The 18,156-nt window shown below is 50.7% G+C and carries 18 protein-coding genes; 13 read left to right on the forward strand and 5 right to left on the reverse strand.

Annotation, left to right across the window (positions count from 1 at the left end; all coding sequences use genetic code 11):
- Positions 1-2: 2 nt before the first annotated feature.
- The 3 genes from JO375_RS05855 to JO375_RS05865 are packed head-to-tail and all read right to left on the reverse strand — an operon-like array spanning position 3 to position 1,351.
- Positions 3-413 carry a sensor histidine kinase gene (locus JO375_RS05855; protein ID WP_229523566.1) on the reverse strand — a complete coding sequence of 137 codons (411 nt, stop codon included), beginning with the start codon at positions 411-413 and terminating at the stop codon, positions 3-5.
- Complete coding sequence (locus JO375_RS05860) at positions 373-783, reverse strand: cache domain-containing protein (protein WP_229523567.1); 411 nt, start codon at positions 781-783, stop codon at positions 373-375. Before JO375_RS05860 ends, JO375_RS05855 begins: the two co-directional genes overlap by 41 nt.
- A 58-nt stretch (positions 784-841) precedes the next feature.
- A complete protein-coding gene (locus JO375_RS05865; RefSeq protein ID WP_229523568.1) occupies positions 842-1,351 on the reverse strand; it encodes a hypothetical protein in 510 nt (169 codons plus the stop codon).
- Between the two features lie 203 nt (positions 1,352-1,554).
- Between JO375_RS05865 and JO375_RS05870 the strand changes: the two genes are divergently transcribed.
- The 3 genes from JO375_RS05870 to JO375_RS05880 all read left to right on the forward strand — a co-directional run bounded on the left by JO375_RS05870 (position 1,555) and on the right by JO375_RS05880 (position 4,759).
- Positions 1,555-2,436 (forward strand): carbohydrate ABC transporter permease, encoded by an 882-nt coding sequence (locus JO375_RS05870; protein WP_229523719.1) that lies wholly within the window; start codon positions 1,555-1,557, stop codon positions 2,434-2,436.
- A gap of 1 nt (position 2,437) precedes the next feature.
- Positions 2,438-3,274 carry a carbohydrate ABC transporter permease gene (locus JO375_RS05875; RefSeq protein ID WP_229523569.1) on the forward strand — a complete coding sequence of 279 codons (837 nt, stop codon included), beginning with the start codon at positions 2,438-2,440 and terminating at the stop codon, positions 3,272-3,274.
- A 186-nt stretch (positions 3,275-3,460) separates the two neighbouring features.
- Positions 3,461-4,759, forward strand: coding sequence for an ABC transporter substrate-binding protein (locus JO375_RS05880; RefSeq protein ID WP_229523570.1), 1,299 nt, complete (start codon positions 3,461-3,463; stop codon positions 4,757-4,759).
- A gap of 211 nt (positions 4,760-4,970) precedes the next feature.
- On the opposite strand, the gene JO375_RS05885 is transcribed toward JO375_RS05880, so the two are convergent.
- Positions 4,971-5,510 (reverse strand): dihydrofolate reductase family protein, encoded by a 540-nt coding sequence (locus JO375_RS05885; RefSeq protein WP_229523571.1) that lies wholly within the window; start codon positions 5,508-5,510, stop codon positions 4,971-4,973.
- 107 nt (positions 5,511-5,617) lie between these two features.
- Here JO375_RS05885 and JO375_RS05890 point away from each other — a divergent pair, with 107 nt between their 5' ends.
- From JO375_RS05890 to JO375_RS05930, 9 genes are all read left to right on the forward strand, one after another.
- Positions 5,618-6,538, forward strand: coding sequence for a helix-turn-helix transcriptional regulator (locus JO375_RS05890; RefSeq protein WP_229523572.1), 921 nt, complete (start codon positions 5,618-5,620; stop codon positions 6,536-6,538).
- A 152-nt stretch (positions 6,539-6,690) separates the two neighbouring features.
- Positions 6,691-9,816 carry a DEAD/DEAH box helicase gene (locus JO375_RS05895; RefSeq protein WP_229523573.1) on the forward strand — a complete coding sequence of 1,042 codons (3,126 nt, stop codon included), beginning with the start codon at positions 6,691-6,693 and terminating at the stop codon, positions 9,814-9,816.
- Positions 9,817-9,837: 21 nt separating this feature from the next.
- On the forward strand, positions 9,838-10,554 hold the full coding sequence (locus tag JO375_RS05900) for a phosphoribosylglycinamide synthetase (protein WP_229523574.1): 717 nt from the start codon (positions 9,838-9,840) through the stop codon (positions 10,552-10,554).
- Between the two features lie 148 nt (positions 10,555-10,702).
- Positions 10,703-11,608, forward strand: a complete 906-nt coding sequence (locus JO375_RS05905) for a M15 family metallopeptidase (RefSeq protein ID WP_229523575.1) — start codon at positions 10,703-10,705, stop codon at positions 11,606-11,608.
- Positions 11,609-11,700: 92 nt separating this feature from the next.
- Complete coding sequence (locus tag JO375_RS05910; protein WP_229523576.1) at positions 11,701-12,225, forward strand: hypothetical protein; 525 nt, start codon at positions 11,701-11,703, stop codon at positions 12,223-12,225.
- Positions 12,225-12,566 carry a hypothetical protein gene (locus JO375_RS05915; protein WP_229523577.1) on the forward strand — a complete coding sequence of 114 codons (342 nt, stop codon included), beginning with the start codon at positions 12,225-12,227 and terminating at the stop codon, positions 12,564-12,566. The genes JO375_RS05910 and JO375_RS05915 overlap by 1 nt, the downstream gene beginning before the upstream one ends.
- Before the next feature lies 1 nt (position 12,567).
- The gene (locus JO375_RS05920; protein WP_229523578.1) at positions 12,568-14,004 is read left to right on the forward strand and encodes a glutathionylspermidine synthase family protein; all 1,437 of its coding nucleotides are present in this window, start codon (positions 12,568-12,570) and stop codon (positions 14,002-14,004) included.
- A gap of 71 nt (positions 14,005-14,075) precedes the next feature.
- Positions 14,076-14,489, forward strand: coding sequence for a DUF350 domain-containing protein (locus JO375_RS05925; protein WP_229523579.1), 414 nt, complete (start codon positions 14,076-14,078; stop codon positions 14,487-14,489).
- A 195-nt stretch (positions 14,490-14,684) separates the two neighbouring features.
- Entirely contained in the window at positions 14,685-15,761 is a 1,077-nt protein-coding gene (locus JO375_RS05930) for a Gfo/Idh/MocA family protein (RefSeq protein WP_229523580.1), read from the forward strand.
- 1 nt (position 15,762) lies between these two features.
- On the opposite strand, the gene JO375_RS05935 is transcribed toward JO375_RS05930, so the two are convergent.
- Positions 15,763-17,235, reverse strand: coding sequence for an MFS transporter (locus tag JO375_RS05935; protein WP_229523581.1), 1,473 nt, complete (start codon positions 17,233-17,235; stop codon positions 15,763-15,765).
- 164 nt (positions 17,236-17,399) lie between these two features.
- On the opposite strand from JO375_RS05935, the gene JO375_RS05940 reads away from it, so the two are divergent.
- Complete coding sequence (locus JO375_RS05940) at positions 17,400-17,822, forward strand: MarR family winged helix-turn-helix transcriptional regulator (RefSeq protein ID WP_229523582.1); 423 nt, start codon at positions 17,400-17,402, stop codon at positions 17,820-17,822.
- Positions 17,823-18,156: the final 334 nt, after the last annotated feature.

Raw genomic sequence — 18,156 nt, forward strand, 5'->3', positions numbered from 1 at the left:
GATCACTCTCCCTTAATCTGAATTCCGGTATGAGCTTTGGTACGAATTTCGAGTGTATAACGAACGCCATGAGGCACCATATTGTCTACAGACAGGGTATTGGCACCATCCTCTGAATGGAGCTGAATACGCAGTAAAACATTGCGGAGCCCGATGGAATCCTGTTCGCTGCTGTCCGGCTCCTCGTCGACCGTATGATCCCGCATGTTATAGCGCAGCATTTTGGCAAGGGGGGAGAGCAGGGAATAAATTCGTGGCACCTCATGCTGCAGCGCCAGCGTTCCAATAGACTGGAGCGTATTATATAGAAAATGAGGATTAATTTGCGCTTGAAGCGCTTTCAATTGGTGTGTCTTGTTTGCCAGATCCAGCTTATATTCCCGCAAAATGAGGTTGTTGATGGTGACCATCATCTCTCTGAAGCGACGCGACAGCACTCCGTGCAATGACCACATTGATCCGGGTCAGGCGAGTGGCTCGTAAATAAAGCGCTCGATTCGGAATTTTCTTGACGAGCGTCCAGCCTGACAGATTGGCATCCAGCTTGCCGTACACGTGCAGCGCCGTATCATTCTCAATCACTCCGTGCACGCCTTCATTAGAAATTCGATTGAGCAGGCTGGATTCCTTCCAGTGTGTGCCGATCATTGCTTCATTGCCGCTATATATGATCATTCCGTGCCGATCGACCAGATACAGCTCTTCTGTATCTGCATTATACAATTGACGGCAAATGCTGCGCAGCGGCTTTAGACGAACATCTATAGCCAGTACCCCAAGCATTTGTGATGAGGGGATGTTCCGTATTGCCCGATGGAGGGTGAATACCTGTCGCTGTGTGTCATGTTCTGTATAGGAAACCGCTGAAAAGCCGTACAAATGCTTCGTATGTGACGGCTGTATGAATAATCCGGAAGAACTGTAATGAATAGAGCCCCGGAAAGGGCGTCAGCCGGAATTCCCAAAGAGGGAGTGTGCTGGTAATCAGTGTGGATTGCCCTGCCTGAAAAGAGTGCAAATACACCTGATCGATGCCAGGCGAAGCATTCAGCATGGTCTGCAGCGTTGTGTAATTTTCAGCAACAGCCCGGTAATCATCCGGAATTTTGGCGAGATTGCGCAGAAAATGAGGATCATTATAGACCCCGATGGATGCCCGGTTCAATCCCTGCAAATAGTTATCCAGATTCGTAATTCCCTGAAAAATAAGCCGTTCATTTTCGTGTGTGGCCTGCTCTCGCAAAGATTGCTTGGTGAGAAGGAAGGTCATGGTCATCGACAGCAGCAGTGGCAGGGTGACCGCAATGAGCAAAAACCAGATTAGCCGGGAACGAATGTTATGAAATTCCATCCAGCAGCTCCTTTCACGATTCAAGACAGGCCAGAGGTCAATAAATTCCCCCTAATGGTTCACGATCTTGCGTGTTCTCCAGATCGCTAATTCGACATAATGAAGATGTGAACCACCAATTATACGGCCACAGTACCCAGGCGCTTGATGAGCAAGCCGTAAGGAATTGCAGACACCAACAGACAACAAAAGGGGGGATCGGTTTGAACCGTGCCAAGTCGTCGCAATGGCTCCAGCAATGGATTTTTGTAGGGCCGGCGACGTTATTTTTCGTTATCATTATTGTAATCCCTTTCATCCTGGGAATGTACTATTCTTTTACAGAATGGAATGGGGTTGCCAATCAGGCGAAGTGGGTCGGTTTGGATAATTTCTATCACATTTTATGGGATGATGACAAATTCAGGACAGCGTTCTGGTTTACGGTCCGATTTACGGTGATTGGTGTGGTGGCTGCGAATGTATTTGGCTTTCTGCTGGCGTATTTTTTAACCAAGCCGTTGAAGTCGAGAAATGTGCTAAGGACTATTTTTTTCATGCCTAATGTGATCGGAGGGCTGCTACTTGGCTTTATTTGGCAGTTTATTTTCGTCAAGGGGTTTGCAGCGATCGGGGAGAGCACGAATTGGTCTTTCTTCAATCTGCCTTGGCTGGGAGATGAGATTACGGCTTTCTGGGGCATTGTGATCGTATTTATCTGGCAAACCGCCGGCTATTTAATGGTCATTTATATCTCCTCGCTGACCAATGTGCCACAGGATCTGCTGGAAGCGGCCGAAATTGACGGAGCAAGCCGAATGCAAATCTTAAGGTCTATTATCGTGCCGTTGATTATGCCTGCCGTCACCGTCTGTCTTTTTCTGGCGATCTCCTGGTCGTTTAAAATGTTCGATCTTAATTTATCATTAACCAAGGGCGGACCCTTCGGGTCTACGGAGTCGGTGGCACTCAATATTTACAATGAAGCATTTGTGAATAATCGTTACGGATTAGGGACGGCCAAAGCGCTGATTTTCTTTATCATCGTTGCGCTCGTTACGAGCCTCCAGGTGCGTCTGACGAAAAGCAGGGAGGTGGAAGCGTAAAATGGAAACAAGCAAGCGCTACCGCTTCGGAACATGGGCGACCGAACTGGTCATGCTTCTCGTCGCTTTGTTATTCCTTGTTCCGTTTTATTTTTTGTTCGTGAATTCGGTCAAAAGCTTTGGTGACCTGCTCACCGATTCCGCGGCCTGGCCACAAACTTTTGTATGGAGCAACTATGCCAGGGCGTGGAGCATTACGCGTTTTCCCGAAGCTTTATGGAATTCGCTTGTCGTGACGGTGGTCAGCAATTTGCTGCTGGTGCTGATCAGCTCGATGGCTGCTTACCGGATGGTTCGGCATCCGACGCGTTATAACCGGGTGTTGTTCAGCCTGTTCGTGGCCGCGATGGTCATTCCTTTTCAATCGGTGATGATCCCTTTGGTCAAGGTCGTCAGTACGCTGGACTTGATGAACAGCATCGGTGGCCTGGTGATCTGCTATCTGGGCTTCGGGACGCCTATGTCCATTTTCCTTTTTCACGGGTTTGTCAAAGGTGTGCCCATCGAGGTGGAGGAGGCGGCTACCGTGGATGGCTGTACCCCTTACGGTGTGTTTTTCCGCATTGTGTATCCGTTGATGCTGCCGATGATGGTGACGGTGATGATTTTAAATACACTCTGGATCTGGAATGACTACCTGCTGCCGTCGCTAGTGCTGCAACAGGCTGAGCTGCGCACGATTCCGATTGCGACCTATGCCTTTTTCGGACAATACACGAAGCAGTGGGATTTGGCCTTGCCTGCGTTGGTACTGGGCATTTTGCCGGCCATCGTATTCTTTCTGGTCATGCAGAAATATATTATTCAAGGCATTATGGCGGGTTCGGTCAAAGGCTGAGTGTGGATGAACTGAAAATGTTCATGGTGTGGCACTTTGCAAACGGATGGTACTTACCATCGCTGTTGCCTCCAGATTCCCCTGAATAAACGAATAAAGGCTGGAGCACCATTCCATTTGTTCCGTGTCCATACGAATTTTTCGAGTTCATCTGATTTGAAATTTAATATAGAAAGGAACATGAATATGAAAACGCATTCTTATAAAGGAAAAGTCCGGGCGCTGGTTCTGCTTCTCGCCGCTTTTACCCTCGTTTTGGCAGGTTGTAACAGTAGCAGCAGTGAACAAAGCGCAGGCAGAGAGGAAGTGAAGGAAAAGACGATTCACATTTTTCAATTCAAGGTGGAAATTGCAGAAGCGTTGAATCGCATGAAGGCGGAATATGAGGCATCTCATCCGGGGATCAAGCTCGATATTCAGACGGTGGGCGGGGGCAGTGACTACGGGGCTGCGCTAAAGGCCAAGTTCGCCGCTGGAGAACAGCCGGATATTTTTAACGTTGGAGGCTACCGCGAGCTCGATACGTGGCTGGAATATCTGGAGGACCTGTCCGATCAGCCTTGGGTCGGTGATGTAGTCGATGTCGCCATGGAGCCGATGGCCAAAGACGGCAAGATGTACGGTCAGCCGATGAACCTGGAGGGGTACGGGTTTATTTATAACAAGGATTTGTTCAAAAAGGCGGGGATCACAGAATCCCCCACAACGTTAGCCGAATTGGAAGAAGCCGCTCAAAAGCTGCAAGCCGCAGGGATTACTCCTTTTTCGAATGGATATCAGGAGTTCTGGGTACTGGGCAATCATCTGCTGAACGTGGCATTTGCCAATCAGCCGGACCCGTCTGCCTTCGTCAAGGGACTGAATGATGGAACCGCGAAAATTCCGGGTAACGCCAAATTCGCCGAGTGGATGAAGCTGTTCGATCTGACGCTCAAGTATGGTAATGCGAAGCCGCTGACGACGGATTACAATACCCAGGTCACGAATTTTGCCACCGGCAAGGCTGCTATGATGCAGCAGGGGAACTGGACGCAGGTCCAAATTGACGGGATTAATCCGAAGCTGAATCTGGGTATCTTGCCTATGCCGATTGGTGAAGACGCAGCCGCCGGAGATAAGCTGTTTGTAGGTGTGGCCAACAACTGGGTGGTCAATAAAAATTCTTCGGTTAAAGCCGAGGCCAAGGAATTCTTGAACTGGATGGTGACATCTGAGCAGGGAAAAAAGTACATTACGAAGGAATTTAAGTTCATTCCGGCCTTCAAAAGCATCAAAGGGACAGAGGCCGATATGGGGCAACTGGGTGCCGAAGTTGTGAAGTATAGCCGGCAGAACAAGCTGCTGGGCTGGTTCTTCAACCGCTATCCTGAAGGAGCGCAGCAGGAATTCGGAAGTCAAATGCAAGCCTATGTGGCAGGCAAGTCGGATGCGGCAAAGCTGCTCCAGGATTTCCAAAGCACATGGGATAATCTGAAAAGCAAATAGTCGGAACAAAATCCGAGACTCATACAATCCATGTTTCGTTGCCTGTCGAAGTTAACTCGACAGGCTTTGTTTATTTTAATCATTGATTTTATTTCTAGATTTCCGGAAATTGTTGGGGGTTAGAGCCCCCATATTCCAGGGTGAGGTATGATCCTGAAATATGAGGGTTTTTCCATTAATAGAATTATATAACTATAAAAGCTGCAATTACTTATACAAGATAATGCAATATAACCAGATCCCCGCGGCGTTCTATTTCGTTGAGCCTAAACGTACTTGGCATTGTGCCTTCCGGGAATAACGGTATTCCCTGCCCAAGCACCTTAGGAATAATCGTAATGATCGCCTGAGCCAGTAGCCCCTCTTGTATGAAGGCTTGAACTATCTGGCCGCCACCCACCAGCCATATCGCTCCTTCCGCTTGCTCCTGCAGACGCGGAACAAGTTCGGTCAGAGCCTCGTCCGTAAACGTAACATGTGGTGCCTGCTCATGCTCCGTTAATGACCGGGTGAGTACATAACAAGGCTTGCCAGCGTAGGGGAAGTCATCCGAGAGCTTTAATATTTCCTCATACGTCAGCCTGCCCATCAATACCGTATCCACCGTGCTATAAAAGGCGTCATATCCATTGTCTCCGCCATCCCCTTCGACATCAAACAGCCAGTCCACCGAGCCGTCTGGCAAGGCAATATACCCGTCGAGACTCATCGCAATATACAATACAACTTCGCCTGATTTTATAGCGTTCATCGTTCATCGCTCCTTTCTACTACCTATGTTACAATCTATTTATGACATGGTTTGTCGTGGTTGGATTGATCATTTGAAATTAACTTCTATTTTCAAAGGAGTACGGTATGAACGAACGCAGAATTGCCCTTATGAGGATACTGGATTCCCGAAAAAAATATACGGCACGTGAGCTGGCCGAGCGTTTTGGTGTCTCTGTCAGAACGATACAAAGAGATCTTGACTATTTGCAGCAGACCGGACTGCCTCTCTATACCGAAACCGGGCCCCACGGCGGGTACCGGGCACTTCCCAATCGGCTGCTTCCTCCCCTTCATCTTGCTCGCGATGAGGCTTTTGGTCTTTTTCTCATGCTGCAGCTGCTGGAAAATATCCCGGACATCCCCTTCGGGTCGGTTCGGGAGCATTTATCCGAGCACTATTATGCCGAGCTTCCCCAGGATGTGCAGGACAGCATCGACCAATTCAAGGATTATATCGCTTTTCGGATGGTGCCGACTTCCGCAGAGTCCCCCTACACCTCGCTCATGCTGGACGCTGCGCTCAATAAACGGTGTGTGCGTATGCTGTATCGCTCCGCTTCCGGAGAAAAATGGATTGAAGTATATCCGGTTGGATTATATTTTGATCATGGATATTGGTATATGCCTGCGCACAGCCGCGACCGGATCATGCTGTACCGCTCCGATCGGGTGATTGCAATGACTCTGCTGGAAGACACCTTATCCGGCCTTCCCACCCTTAAGGAATGGCTGGCTTCGGAGGATTCGCGTACAGGAATTCCGTCCAAAATAAAATTTACCTCGTTTGGTGTTCGGATGGCCCAATCAGATCCGCTCTTCCAAAATATTTCCCATCAGGAGTGGCAGGGGCATATTCCGGCTGAAGAGTTAAGATATGTATCCAGGCTTCTGTTGAAATACGGGCCAGACGCTGAGGTCATATATCCGAAGGAACTGCGTATGCAAGTCAAGCAGCTGCTGCAAGACAGCCTGAATTCCTATTTGAAGGACGACGAGGCCAATTAAGAAAGGATAAGTTTCTTAATCATTAATTACATGAATATTAAGGTTATGAATGGCTGGCCTCTTGTATTTAATTTTGCGATAACGTTTTGAAAAGAGTCGGTTTTCGTATATGATGAAGAGTAATAATTCAAAAGGCTGGACGGGAGACAGATATGAATCAACCGCTTTATGGAATATGGCTCGGAGATGTGTTTTTTTGCTTTTCTGGTGAGACGTCAGAACCGCGTGTAGATGCGTGGAGCAGCGTAATCCGCAGGCTAACGCTGAGGGGGGACCTTCGGCCGTTTCGTCAGGCTGTGCTGCGCCTTGCCGAGGTACGGATACCCAACACTGCCCGTGTGGAAACGGCTGGCAGGGGCGGGAAAAGACGTTCCATGCTGGGGCGGACGCTGGAGGGTTTGGCCCTGGAGCCGCGTGATGCCATGGCGCTACTGACCCGCATGGACGAGAAAAGCTGCGCTGCGGCAGGCATTACAGTCGGCGAGGAAATGCGATATTGGCAAAAGGCCGTTTATTTTGCGCTGGAGCTGATGCAGCGGGGCGAAATCGTGCCCTCGCTTACAGAGGCACGTCCCTCCGGACCACGCCGCCGCGGCCCGGAGGCGGCGGTCGGGGTATGGGTCCCCCGGCTGCGCCAAGAGGAGGACATTCGCCGCTTTCATGAGCTGGCTGCTGCGATGCCGGCTGTCTGTATGGCAGCTCCTGCCGTCTTCGCGGGCAAGGAGCCGGAGACACGAGAGCATGCAGCCGAAATCGTGTTATATTCCTTCCTGTGTGCGATTATTCATGCGGAAACGACTGCAGTACTGGCTGCCTCGGAGCGTGAGCTGAGCAGATATCACGCAGAGTATCGGCGCGGAGGGTCGCCGCTGGCAGAGCTGTGGTGGAACAGTCTGCTGACAGGTTCACGCCCGCTTGCGATTCAGGGAACGCCCGTTGAGATGGAGGAACTGGCTGCTCAAGCGTCCTCTCTTGAGGGATGCGCGATGCCTGTTACGGAACGGGAGGACAAGGAACCGATCGAAGGACAGCTGCGTTTGTGCCTTCGTTTGGAGCCTTCGCTGGAGGAAAGCGTGAAGGAATGGCGTATCACCTTTTGGGTGGAAAGCGATGCAGAGCCGGGATTGCGACTGCCAGCTCTGGCGTTGTGGGCCTATCCTGAACGTGATCTGGTTCGCAGCGGAATCGTATATCGCCAAGTGCAGGCCCAGTTGCTGACAATACTTGGACAGGCGGCTGAAGCGGCACCTATACTGCAAGAAGCGTTGAATCGTCCTTATCCCGAGGAGCTTACGGTGGAGCCGGAGATGTTCTACCGCTTTCTGACGGAGGCAGTGCCCGCTATGCAAAAGAACGGCATCACGGTGCAAATGCCTTCACGCTGGAGCCGTGAGGGCCGGAGACGTGCAGGCTTGCGGCTCAAAATGCGTTCGACCGAGCGGCTCGCAAAGCCGGATGGTGTGATCACAGATACATCGTCGGTCGGGATTAACCGCATGATCTCCTTTGATGCCGAGGCTGTGCTGGGCGATACAACCTTGACGATGGAGGAATTGGAAAGCATTGTCGCAGCCAATTTGCCGTATGTGCGCCTCGGGGGAGAATGGATCGAGGTTGATCCCAAGGAAATCCGTCAGGTATTGCGCTTTATCAAGCGCGGGGAAGACGGAGAAATGACCTTGTCCGAATGGATGCATCTGGCCGCGGAAAATGAAAGTGCAGGCGAGGCTTCATGGAAAGGCCTGTCCATTTTCGGCGCGGAATCCGTTGGATTGCTTGCGTCTTTAGCTGAAGGCGGCGTACTTCGTTCCGTGGAGCCGCGGGCTGTGCCCGTGACGCTGCACGGCGCATTACGGCCCTATCAGGAGCGCGGCTTTCAATGGCTGGCTGCGATGCGCAATTTGGGCTTTGGCGTTTGCCTTGCGGACGACATGGGGCTTGGTAAAACGATACAGGTGATCACCTGCCTGCTTGACGGGGGAATCGGGGGCGCGGACCAGCGTCCGGCGCTGATTATTTGTCCGACGTCCTTGCTTGGCAACTGGCAGCGGGAATTGAAGCGTTTTTCACCGGATTTGTCGCTGTATATTCATCATGGCAACCAGCGGCTCCATGGAGAAGCGTTTCAAGAAAGTGTACGCGAATATGATATCGTCCTCACGACCTATCATTTGGCGGGCCGGGACGGCAGCGATTTATCTGCGGTCTATTGGTCCTCCATCGTACTGGATGAGGCGCAATATATAAAAAATGCACGAACCAAGCAGGCTCAGAGCGTCATGAAGCTGTCTGCACCGCACCGGATTGCCATGACAGGTACTCCGGTAGAAAATCGGCTCAGCGAGCTGTGGTCTATCTTCCAATTCCTGAATCCGGGCTACCTGGGCACAGCGTCTTCATTTCGACAGCGGTACAGTATTACGGGTGAGGAACGGGGGCCTGCGCTGCGCGAGCTGCATCGCCTGGTCTCTCCGTTCATGCTGCGTCGGCTCAAAAGCGATCCGGACATACGCAAGGATTTGCCGGAGAAGCTGGAATTGAAATCGTATTGCGTGCTGACACCGGAGCAGGCCGGATTGTATCGCGGCGTGGTGGATCAATTGATGGGAACGTTGGATGGACAGGTCGGCATAGCCCGCAAAGGGCTTGTTCTGTCTTCGCTGACTAAGCTGAAGCAAATTTGTGACCATCCGGGCCTGATCATTCCGGGACGCGCAGATAGCGGTAAAACCGAGAACTCGGGCAAAATGGAGCGATTGCTGGAATTGGTGGAGACCATTCGCGAAAACGGCGAATCAGCGTTGATTTTCACCCAATATGTGTCGATGGGGGAATTGTTGGTGTTGCGACTAGCCAAAATCTTTGGCGAAGAGCCGTATTTTTTGCATGGAGGACTGGCCAAAACCAGACGGGATGAAATTGTTCACAAGTTTCAAGAGGGGGAAGGTCCGGATATATTTGTGCTTTCCCTGCGTGCAGGCGGTGTAGGCCTGAACTTGACGCGTGCCAGCCATGTCATTCACTATGATCGCTGGTGGAATCCCGCGGTGGAAAATCAGGCGACAGACCGTGTATTCCGCATTGGTCAAAGCCGCAATGTGCAGGTGCATAAGCTGATTTGCCAAGGTACGCTTGAGGAACGGATTGACGAATTGATCGAGAGTAAAAAGGCGCTCTCCGAGCAGGTTGTCGGCTCCGGCGAGCACTGGCTGACAGAAATGTCAGACGATGAGCTGCGCGGTCTGATTGCCCTGCAAAATGATGTATGGATTGAGTAAGCAAAAGAAAGGATGAAGGCGATGACAAGGCCGCGAGTGAAGCTGCACGTAGCTGATGGTTGGTGGGTGGCGGAAATAGACGTGAGCAGGACGCAAAGCGGTTCGGCGGTTATGGCTGCCCGCTGGACGGGGCCAGTACCTGTACTGAATCCGGAACAACGAACAGCATGGCTGGAGCAGATCAAAGCGGAACCTTGGGACATTTACCGCTTTTTGCAAGGGGAAGCCTGTCTCTCCTTGGAAGACGTCGTTCAGGCAGCGGCCGAGACATCTGCTTCCGGCATGGAGGCTGGAACGAATGCGGCCCGTGATGTGAAGCAGGTTCTTCGGGCCGGGCTGAAAAGCGAGCCGCACTTCTGTCTGGAGCTGATCGGAATGACGCGGGAAGAGCTACTGGAGTACGTGTTCAGTACCTGGGCAAGAGAGCTGTCCCATGTACAGGGGACCTCTTCCGCACTGGAGCCGACCTCGCGGTCAGAGGGCGGACGCAGCGGGTTAGCGGCAATTAGCGAATGGATTGCTGAATCCGCCGCCGAGGGAGCGCTGCATCGCCCAGGGGCGGGCTTTCATGCGATTGAGATCCGTCTGCCGCGGAAGCTCGCTTTCAAGAATGAAGCAGCGGATATTGCCGCTTTGCTGCCGGGACTTTCCCGCGCGGAAGAGGCAATGAAGCTCATACGTGAGCGTGTAGCCGAACGCGCGCGGGCCGCAATTCCGCAAAAACGTCATGCTCCGTAACATTTCGGGCCTGTGCTTCCCTTTTCGAGCCTATTCACCTGCATCGAACCGGATAACGGTTTCGAAGAGTGCCGAAAGTTCAGTTACAATAGGGGAACGGAAAGATAGCAAGTCATGCATCAATTGCGATATTGGAGGAGATACCAGCATGAAACGACATATACAACAGGCACGCACCCGTCAGCACTGGGGTAAAGTGCTTATCCCGGGGCTGATTCTGCCGGGGCTTCTGCTGGCTGCTTGCCAGCAGGGAGGCTCAGGCGGACAGGAAAGCGAGCCGTTGAAGTCATCTACGACGGTACAGGAAAATGCACCGTCTTCTACCCAGCCGGGGACGGCTGACAGCAGCACTGGTACGGGACAAGCCTCCACGGGCACAGAAAGCGGACAAGCTGATGCTGTGATGGCCATTCGAAGCCAAAATGCGCTGCAGGCGACGGTTAAGGAAGAGGATGGAACCGCGGTTGTAACGAATGCGGAGGCTGACATGGTCGTTGTTAACAAAAAGCGCAGCTTGCCTATAGGCTATGTTCCGGGCGATCTGGTCGAGCCGCAGGTGCCGTTTTCCTTTGAGGGGCCGCATGAGAAGCGGCAAATGCGCAAGGAAGCGGCAAATGCGCTGGAGAAGCTGTTCGCAGGTGCCCAGAAGGATGGTATAGAACTGCGGGCAGTATCGGGATACCGTTCCTATAAGCGACAGGTTTCCATTTTCAACAACAATGTAAAGACAAAGGGACAGGCATATGCCTCTCAAGTCAGCGCCGTACCGGGGACGAGCGAGCATCAGACAGGATTGGCGATCGACGTATCCAGCCCAAGTGTGGGCAATGCGCTGGAGCAAACCTTTGGCGCTTCCAAAGAAGGCAAATGGCTGGCAAAGCATGCGCCGGAATACGGATTTATTATTCGTTATATGAAAGGTAAGGAAGATGTGACTGGCTATGTTTACGAGCCTTGGCATATTCGTTACGTGGGAGAAGATATTGCAGAGGATGTAACCAAGCAGGGATTAACTCTCGAAGAATATTTCGGCGAAAATAATATCAAGCTGTAGCAGTCAAAAGCAAAGCTGTAATCCTGTGGGATTGCAGCTTTTTTACATATTTCTTTTCCAAATTGAACCTTTTCAAGGTAGAATCTCGTATAGTGATTGACGACAGAAGCGTACAGGAAGGGAAGGGAATCATCATTTATTATTCAATAACGTACCGGGAATGGTCAGAAGACTCTCAAAAGGAACTGCGCAGCCTGACACAGGAATCCGTATCGGGAGATGAGCTGTTTTTGCGCAAGCTCGTAGACGCCACGCGTCTCCATGACAAACTATGGGCACATATTTCGAATGAAAGTGAGGAACATACGGAGCATTCCGTCTATGTGACGGAATTTACAGGGGAACGCGCAGAGCCTTATGGCGCTTCGATCACGGACCTCGTGCAGGCCAGTGAAGGGGGCTACGCCTCTTCGTTCAGCGTGCTTTACTGGGTGTGGCGTGAACCTGCGTTCCGAAGCATGGAGCATCGGGAAGGCTCTTTATTTACGCTGGAGCTGGCCCAGCGTTTATTGGACCACTATACCGTGCTGGGTGGCCAAACCTATGAATTCATTTATTCGGTACTGGACCCGCAGGCGAAGAAGGTACATCTGTTTGTGAAGGAGGCCGATCTGTAATGGAGCACTCTTGGGAGGAGATCAAATCCAAACCCGGCTATCGTGCACGGATGGCGGCTTTTGCCCTGATGTTGGCTGTACCGGCCGCTCTGACGGGCTGTGGTAACGACGAGTATTATGACTGCGATGAGCTTCCTGTATCGGAGCAAACAGCGTGTCGGGATTCCGGCAGCAGCGGTTATTCCTATGGCGGATCGACCTATTATAGCGGGTATAGTGGCGGTTCTTCCTACAGCAGCAGTCGTTCTTCTTCAAGTTCTTACCGTAAGAGCTCGTCTTCCGGCTCACACAGCGGCTTTGGCAGCAGTGGCTCAAGCAGCGGCTTTTTCTCTGGAGGTTAAGATGAGTATGCGTAACATTCGCCAACTGCCCTTTGAACATGATGAGCTTTTTAACGGTGAAATCAGCCGCAGGATTCCGTACCATCGCATGTACGGCAAATCCTATTGCGTGCCCGCGTTAACGGTGTATGAGCACGCCGAACTGGCAGAGCTTCAGACTGCAGCTGAGGCAGTACATAACATTTACCGTAAGGTGCGGCACTTCGTCCAGCGCTATCTGCCGGATGAGTACCTGATGGAACGATTGGGTATCCATCCGGGTTTACTGTGGGCTGCGCGGATGGAGGCCGCGCCGGATGGCATTACCCGCCAGGACTGGATTGTAGGGGAAGCGGGTATCAAGTGCATTGAGAACAACACGGATACCCCAACCGGAATCCCCGAGGCAGCGTATCTCGAAGGAAAGCTGCTGGAAGTACTGAATGAGAGCGCAGTGTCAGGGGATGACACCGTCCTGCAGGGACCGTCGGCTGGAATGGACGAGGCGATTCAGCGTGCTATGACCGGCTTGATTCATTTTTATACCAGCAGAGGTTTAGGCACAAAAGTGTATTTTACTTGCTATGATTGGCATATCGAGGATCAGACGAACACGAAATATATCATGCGCCTGTGTGAGCAGGCCGGGTTTGAAGTGGCTTATGCGCCGCTGGAAGAGCTGGAGATTATTCCGGGCGAAGGGCTGTATCATCGGGGAGAGCCCATACACATCCTCTATCGCCTGTATCCGCTGGAATATCTGATTGAGGACCGGGAAGAGGAGACAGGGCTTGAGGTAGGGCAGGCACTACTGGATTTGGTAGCGGATGGAAAAATAGGATTCATCAATCCGCCGCAGCATATAATTACCCAAAGCAAAGGGTTCACCGCCACCGTATGGTCGCTGTATGAGCGCAATGAACAGACACCGGAGTTCTGCGGTTTTCGTTTGTTTGACGACCGGGAGCTGGAGGTGATACGAACCTACCTGCTGCCCACGTATTTTGAGCCCACCGTGTTTAGGCAAAATAATGAGCCTTATGTGGCCAAAGGGATATGGGGCCGGGAAGGAAAAGGGACGCGGCTGATTGAGCATGCCGATAACGAAGATAAGCTGGAGGCTCCAGCGCTGGCGAAACGGCAGGCAATGACTGTCCCGTCTAACAAGCCTGACGAGGCTGATGCTCTGCTAACGCCTGAGCAGGAGGAAGAGGCGCATATTGCCGCTTATTACGAAGGGCAGCCCAAGATTTATCAGCGGCTATGGCCTATGCAGAGCGCAGAGGTGCAGACCGAAGAAGGATTATATCATGGCTACCTTCTGACAGGCGTATTTGTCATCGGGGGGCGGTTTGCAGGCATCCTGCCACGAATCGGGGAAAAGGTCACCGGCGATATGGCCTATTATTGCGCAGCCGCTGTTTCGACCGCAGCTCACGAGGCGTCTCGTCGCTCTTAGTCTTTTCACGTGATGAATCATTCTTGAACATAACTATTTATAGTGTTAAGTATTCAAAAGGAGGAAGAAGATTGGACTCACAGATCAGCTTGGGCAAAGCATTGGGCAATGTAGGCATCGGCCTGCTTATCCTGCTTTCCATTTTAATCGTAGGTTACTTTGTATTCAGCTTGCTGACGCGGTATAACGATAACAAAGAAATCGCTCGCGGCAATGAGGCGGCAGGCATCTATATGGGTGCTAAACTGCTGGGGCTGTGTATTATTGTAGGTATGGTATCATACAGCAGCCATTCATGGCTTGATATGTTGATCTGGTCAGGTGTAGGCATTGTGGTACTGTGTTTGGTCTATATTATTTTTGACCTGCTGACCCCGCGTACCAAAGTGTGCGAGGAAATTGCCAAAGGCAATGTGGCTCTGGCGCAATTGCTGCGCTCGATCATCGTTGGAGTGTCCTTTGTGGTCGGCACATTCTTGATGTAGCTCTGTATAGAGAATTGGTATAGAAAAGGTGTGAAAAGAATCTGCAAAACCGGACAGCGGAATTGCAGGTTCTTTTTTAATGGTTAATCCTCGCTTCGGTGGGGACTATTCTGCCAAGCTACGGGTGATACTGCATACAAAAAGGAATTTGCCGAGGGCATAAAGCCAAATTAAAAAGAAGGGAATTCTGACCACATGAGTACCATCACCCCTCATACAAAACCTATTCACATGGGTGTCATCGGCCTTGGCCTGATCGCTGAATATCACATTGCATCCCTTCACACGATCGCGGGGGTTTCCATTGCAGCCATTAGTGATGTGAACGCCGACCGTCTTCAACAGATGGGAGAGAAATTGCAGCTTCCTGCTTTCAAGCAATATCCCCATTATGAAGCATTAATTCGCGACCCGGAGGTAGATGCGATTTTGTCACTGACACCCAACGATGTTCATTTTGACATTATTCGTATCGCGCTGGAAGAGCACAAAGCCGTGCTGGCGGAAAAACCGTTGACTCTCACGTGGGAGGAAGCAGAGCGGCTAAACAAGCTGTATACAGCGGCCCCCGTGCCTTTTCTGATTCATTATAAGCATCGTTACGGCGCGGCTTTCCAATATGCCAAGCAACTGCTGGATGAACACAAGCTGGGCCAAATCTACAACATTCAATTCCGGTATCTGATGGACGCATTCTCACCGTATCGTCAGCATCCGTATACATGGCGTCATAATTTAGCCAAAGCAGGCTCCGGCGTTGTGGGTGATACAGCCTCCCATATTATTGATCTGGCTCGTTTTCTGGTCGGTGAATTCAAAAGTGTCGCAGCGCTGCTCCATACAATTACACCCGAGCGTCCTGATCCGGCCACAGGTCTGCCTGTAAAGGTGGATGTGGAAGACTTCGCAGCCTTCCATGGTATCATAGGCGATAATACCGTCGGTACATTTATCACCCACAAAAATGCCGTCGGAAAACGCCACGATATCGAAGTTGATATCTATGGCGAGCTTGGTGCGCTGCACGCCAGTCTCAACAATCGCGAAAATATACGCATTGTGCTGCGCGACCCGAAGCATCCGGATGCCGAGTACGAGACATGGGCTGTTCCTGCAATCTATGAACATACGGCCTATGGAGACTTTGTCAAGCTGGTCAGAGGAGAGTCCGTAGATCGTGCCCCATTGTTCGAGGACGGATACAAAAACCAGTGGGTACTTGAGAAAATACTGCAATCCTGGAAAGAGAACGGACGTTTAGTGAAAGTGTAGCTTATTTTTCTTTCGGCGTCTTTGACCGTTTAGCCCTGATCAACCGCCAGCCTGTCAGCAGTGCTCCTGCGAGACAGATGGAGGCAGATGTCATGAAAACTACATGCATCCCGGCCAGAAAGATTTCCGGGCGGCCTGGAATTAGTCCGGTGACGCGATAGCCAGCCTCTTTGCTCATGATATAAAACAGGATGGATGTAGCCAAAGTGATCCCCACCACCATACCGACGTTACGGACCAGCGAGTTGACACTTCCGGCTGAACCAAGCTGTGTACGGGGGACCCTGGACATGATCAGCGAATTGTTAGGCGATTGGAATAAACCACTGCCGACGCCCAGCATGGCGATCAACAGCCCAACAAACGGAACGGAGCTGCCTGCATGGAGGCGAGCCAATCCAACCTGGGCAGCTGCCATGATCACCAGCCCGGCAAATGTGAGCAGCTCGGACCCGATTTTGTCGGAAAGCGCACCGCTGAGAGGAGCCACGATCACCATCGAGATCGGGAACAGCATCAGCAGGAATCCGGCATAAAAAGGCGATAAATTCAGCATATTTTGCGCATAAAAGGGCGAAATGATATTAAAGCAGAAATTAGCGACGAATACGAGAAAAGCGCACAAAATACTGAGCGAAAACAACGGATCTTTGAATAAATTAAGCTGTAGCAGCGGCCCTGGACGATGCATTTCCAAGCGAATAAACACGGCAAAAGCAATTATAGCGATTATCAGCGAAGCGATAATACGGCTGTCTCCGTATCCTGTCTGCTGCCCAAGCAGCAATCCGATGAATAAAGCAAGAATAAAAATCGCAAATACCATGCTGCCAGGAACGTCGATTTTGTCTTTTACCTTGATCAAATCTTTCGGCAGAAGTCTCCAGCCCAAAAAGATGGCTATCAGTCCCACAGGGACATTGACCCAGAAAATGTACTGCCAGCCCAGCGAGGAGAGGATTATTCCGCCCAAGCTCGGGCCGGCGATACTGCCCAGGGACACGAAGGTTCCGATTAAGCCAAGCGCTTTGCCTCGTTCATAAGCAGGAAAGATATCCGTCACAATCCCTTGGCTGTTGGCCATGGTCATGGAAGCTCCGATCGCCTGAATGATGCGTGAGATTAACAGCATGGACAGCGAAGAGCTAAGACCGCACAACAGTGAGCCGAGAATGAACACGATCGTACCAATCTTGAATATTTTGATTTTACCGACCATATCTCCGAGCTTGCCAAAAAATAAAATGACTGTACATATAGCCATTAAATAGGAGGTCGTCACCCATTCAATCTGTGCTATGGGTAAATGTAATGTGTGGGCCAATACGGGAAGAGCAATATTGACAATGCTTCCATCCAGTGTGGACATAAACGTAAACAGATTCAATACAATCAAAATCATCCAGCGCTTCTTCTGGATTTCGGTATTTTCCTGATAGGTTGCAGCGGCAGCGGTTGTAGGGGTTGAACTCATAATCAGCACCTCTTCATCGTTGAGTTATTACTAATTAGTTGCGTGCGCAACTAAATGACGGTTCTAGTTTACAGCAAATTAGTTGCATACGCAACAATATTGTTGTAAACTTTGCTTTGGTTTCAACTGTGGATTTGAATTTTTTAAGCCAATGAGGTGTATTGATGAGAAAAAAACCGATTGGAAAGTTGATTTCCCACCTACAGCGCCGAAATCAAAAAATATTGTCCCAAAAATTGGGTCCATACGGAATCGGAAGTGGCGGCCAGCACAGCTTTTTGAAGCTTATTCTGCAGCGTCCGGGCATTACACAAGAACAATTGACGAATGAACTTAAATTTGACAAGGCCACAACAGCACGTTCGGTGAGACAATTGGAGGAATCCGGCTACATTGAGCGGAAAACGGACCCGAATGACCGTCGTTCCCATCTTTTGTCCCCAACGGCCAAGGCGTTGGAATTTGCTCCTGTCCTCCAAGGAATCCTGGATGAGCTCAATGCCGGTCTTGTCCGAAATTTATCTGACGAGGAAGAAGACCTTCTCATTGATTTACTGCAAAGAATTAGTGCAGAACCCGACGAATAAATGGAATGAAAACTAGCTTGGGACAGGGTAGTAAAAAGAAAAGCAGCTATGACAGAGAATAATGCATGTCTCCAGGAGCGTAGATATTCCATAAACTCCATTCTCATCGGAGGCACATTTACACAAACCCCCTCTTGAAATAGTTGCAAATTTCATCTATAATGCTGTGCATATAGTAATACTCAAGGCATTGACCAAAGACATGATCTCCTTGAAGGACCGTTCAGAGAGAAAAGACAAGGCTGAGATCTTTTCCGGTATCCGCATGTGAAGTTACCCCTTTGTAGCCGTGACGTTGAACGTGCAGCTGTGTAATAGCACAGGAAGCACCAGT

Origin of the sequence: Paenibacillus farraposensis (genome assembly GCF_020736845.1) — a bacterium.
Lineage (GTDB): Bacteria > Bacillota > Bacilli > Paenibacillales > Paenibacillaceae > Paenibacillus > Paenibacillus farraposensis.

What these genes read in the sequence shown, in the direction of transcription:
- JO375_RS05855 (WP_229523566.1), bottom strand. Translation starts at nt 413, where the DNA reads ATGATGGTCACCATCAACAACCTCATTTTGCGGGAATATAAGCTGGAT.
- JO375_RS05860 (WP_229523567.1), bottom strand. Translation starts at nt 783, where the DNA reads ATGCTTGGGGTACTGGCTATAGATGTTCGTCTAAAGCCGCTGCGCAGC.
- JO375_RS05865 (WP_229523568.1), bottom strand. Translation starts at nt 1,351, where the DNA reads ATGGAATTTCATAACATTCGTTCCCGGCTAATCTGGTTTTTGCTCATT.
- JO375_RS05875 (WP_229523569.1), top strand. Translation starts at nt 2,438, where the DNA reads ATGGAAACAAGCAAGCGCTACCGCTTCGGAACATGGGCGACCGAACTG.
- JO375_RS05880 (WP_229523570.1), top strand. Translation starts at nt 3,461, where the DNA reads ATGAAAACGCATTCTTATAAAGGAAAAGTCCGGGCGCTGGTTCTGCTT.
- JO375_RS05885 (WP_229523571.1), bottom strand. Translation starts at nt 5,510, where the DNA reads ATGAACGCTATAAAATCAGGCGAAGTTGTATTGTATATTGCGATGAGT.
- JO375_RS05890 (WP_229523572.1), top strand. Translation starts at nt 5,618, where the DNA reads ATGAACGAACGCAGAATTGCCCTTATGAGGATACTGGATTCCCGAAAA.
- JO375_RS05895 (WP_229523573.1), top strand. Translation starts at nt 6,691, where the DNA reads ATGAATCAACCGCTTTATGGAATATGGCTCGGAGATGTGTTTTTTTGC.
- JO375_RS05900 (WP_229523574.1), top strand. Translation starts at nt 9,838, where the DNA reads ATGACAAGGCCGCGAGTGAAGCTGCACGTAGCTGATGGTTGGTGGGTG.
- JO375_RS05905 (WP_229523575.1), top strand. Translation starts at nt 10,703, where the DNA reads ATGAAACGACATATACAACAGGCACGCACCCGTCAGCACTGGGGTAAA.
- JO375_RS05915 (WP_229523577.1), top strand. Translation starts at nt 12,225, where the DNA reads ATGGAGCACTCTTGGGAGGAGATCAAATCCAAACCCGGCTATCGTGCA.
- JO375_RS05920 (WP_229523578.1), top strand. Translation starts at nt 12,568, where the DNA reads ATGAGTATGCGTAACATTCGCCAACTGCCCTTTGAACATGATGAGCTT.
- JO375_RS05930 (WP_229523580.1), top strand. Translation starts at nt 14,685, where the DNA reads ATGAGTACCATCACCCCTCATACAAAACCTATTCACATGGGTGTCATC.
- JO375_RS05935 (WP_229523581.1), bottom strand. Translation starts at nt 17,235, where the DNA reads ATGAGTTCAACCCCTACAACCGCTGCCGCTGCAACCTATCAGGAAAAT.
- JO375_RS05940 (WP_229523582.1), top strand. Translation starts at nt 17,400, where the DNA reads ATGAGAAAAAAACCGATTGGAAAGTTGATTTCCCACCTACAGCGCCGA.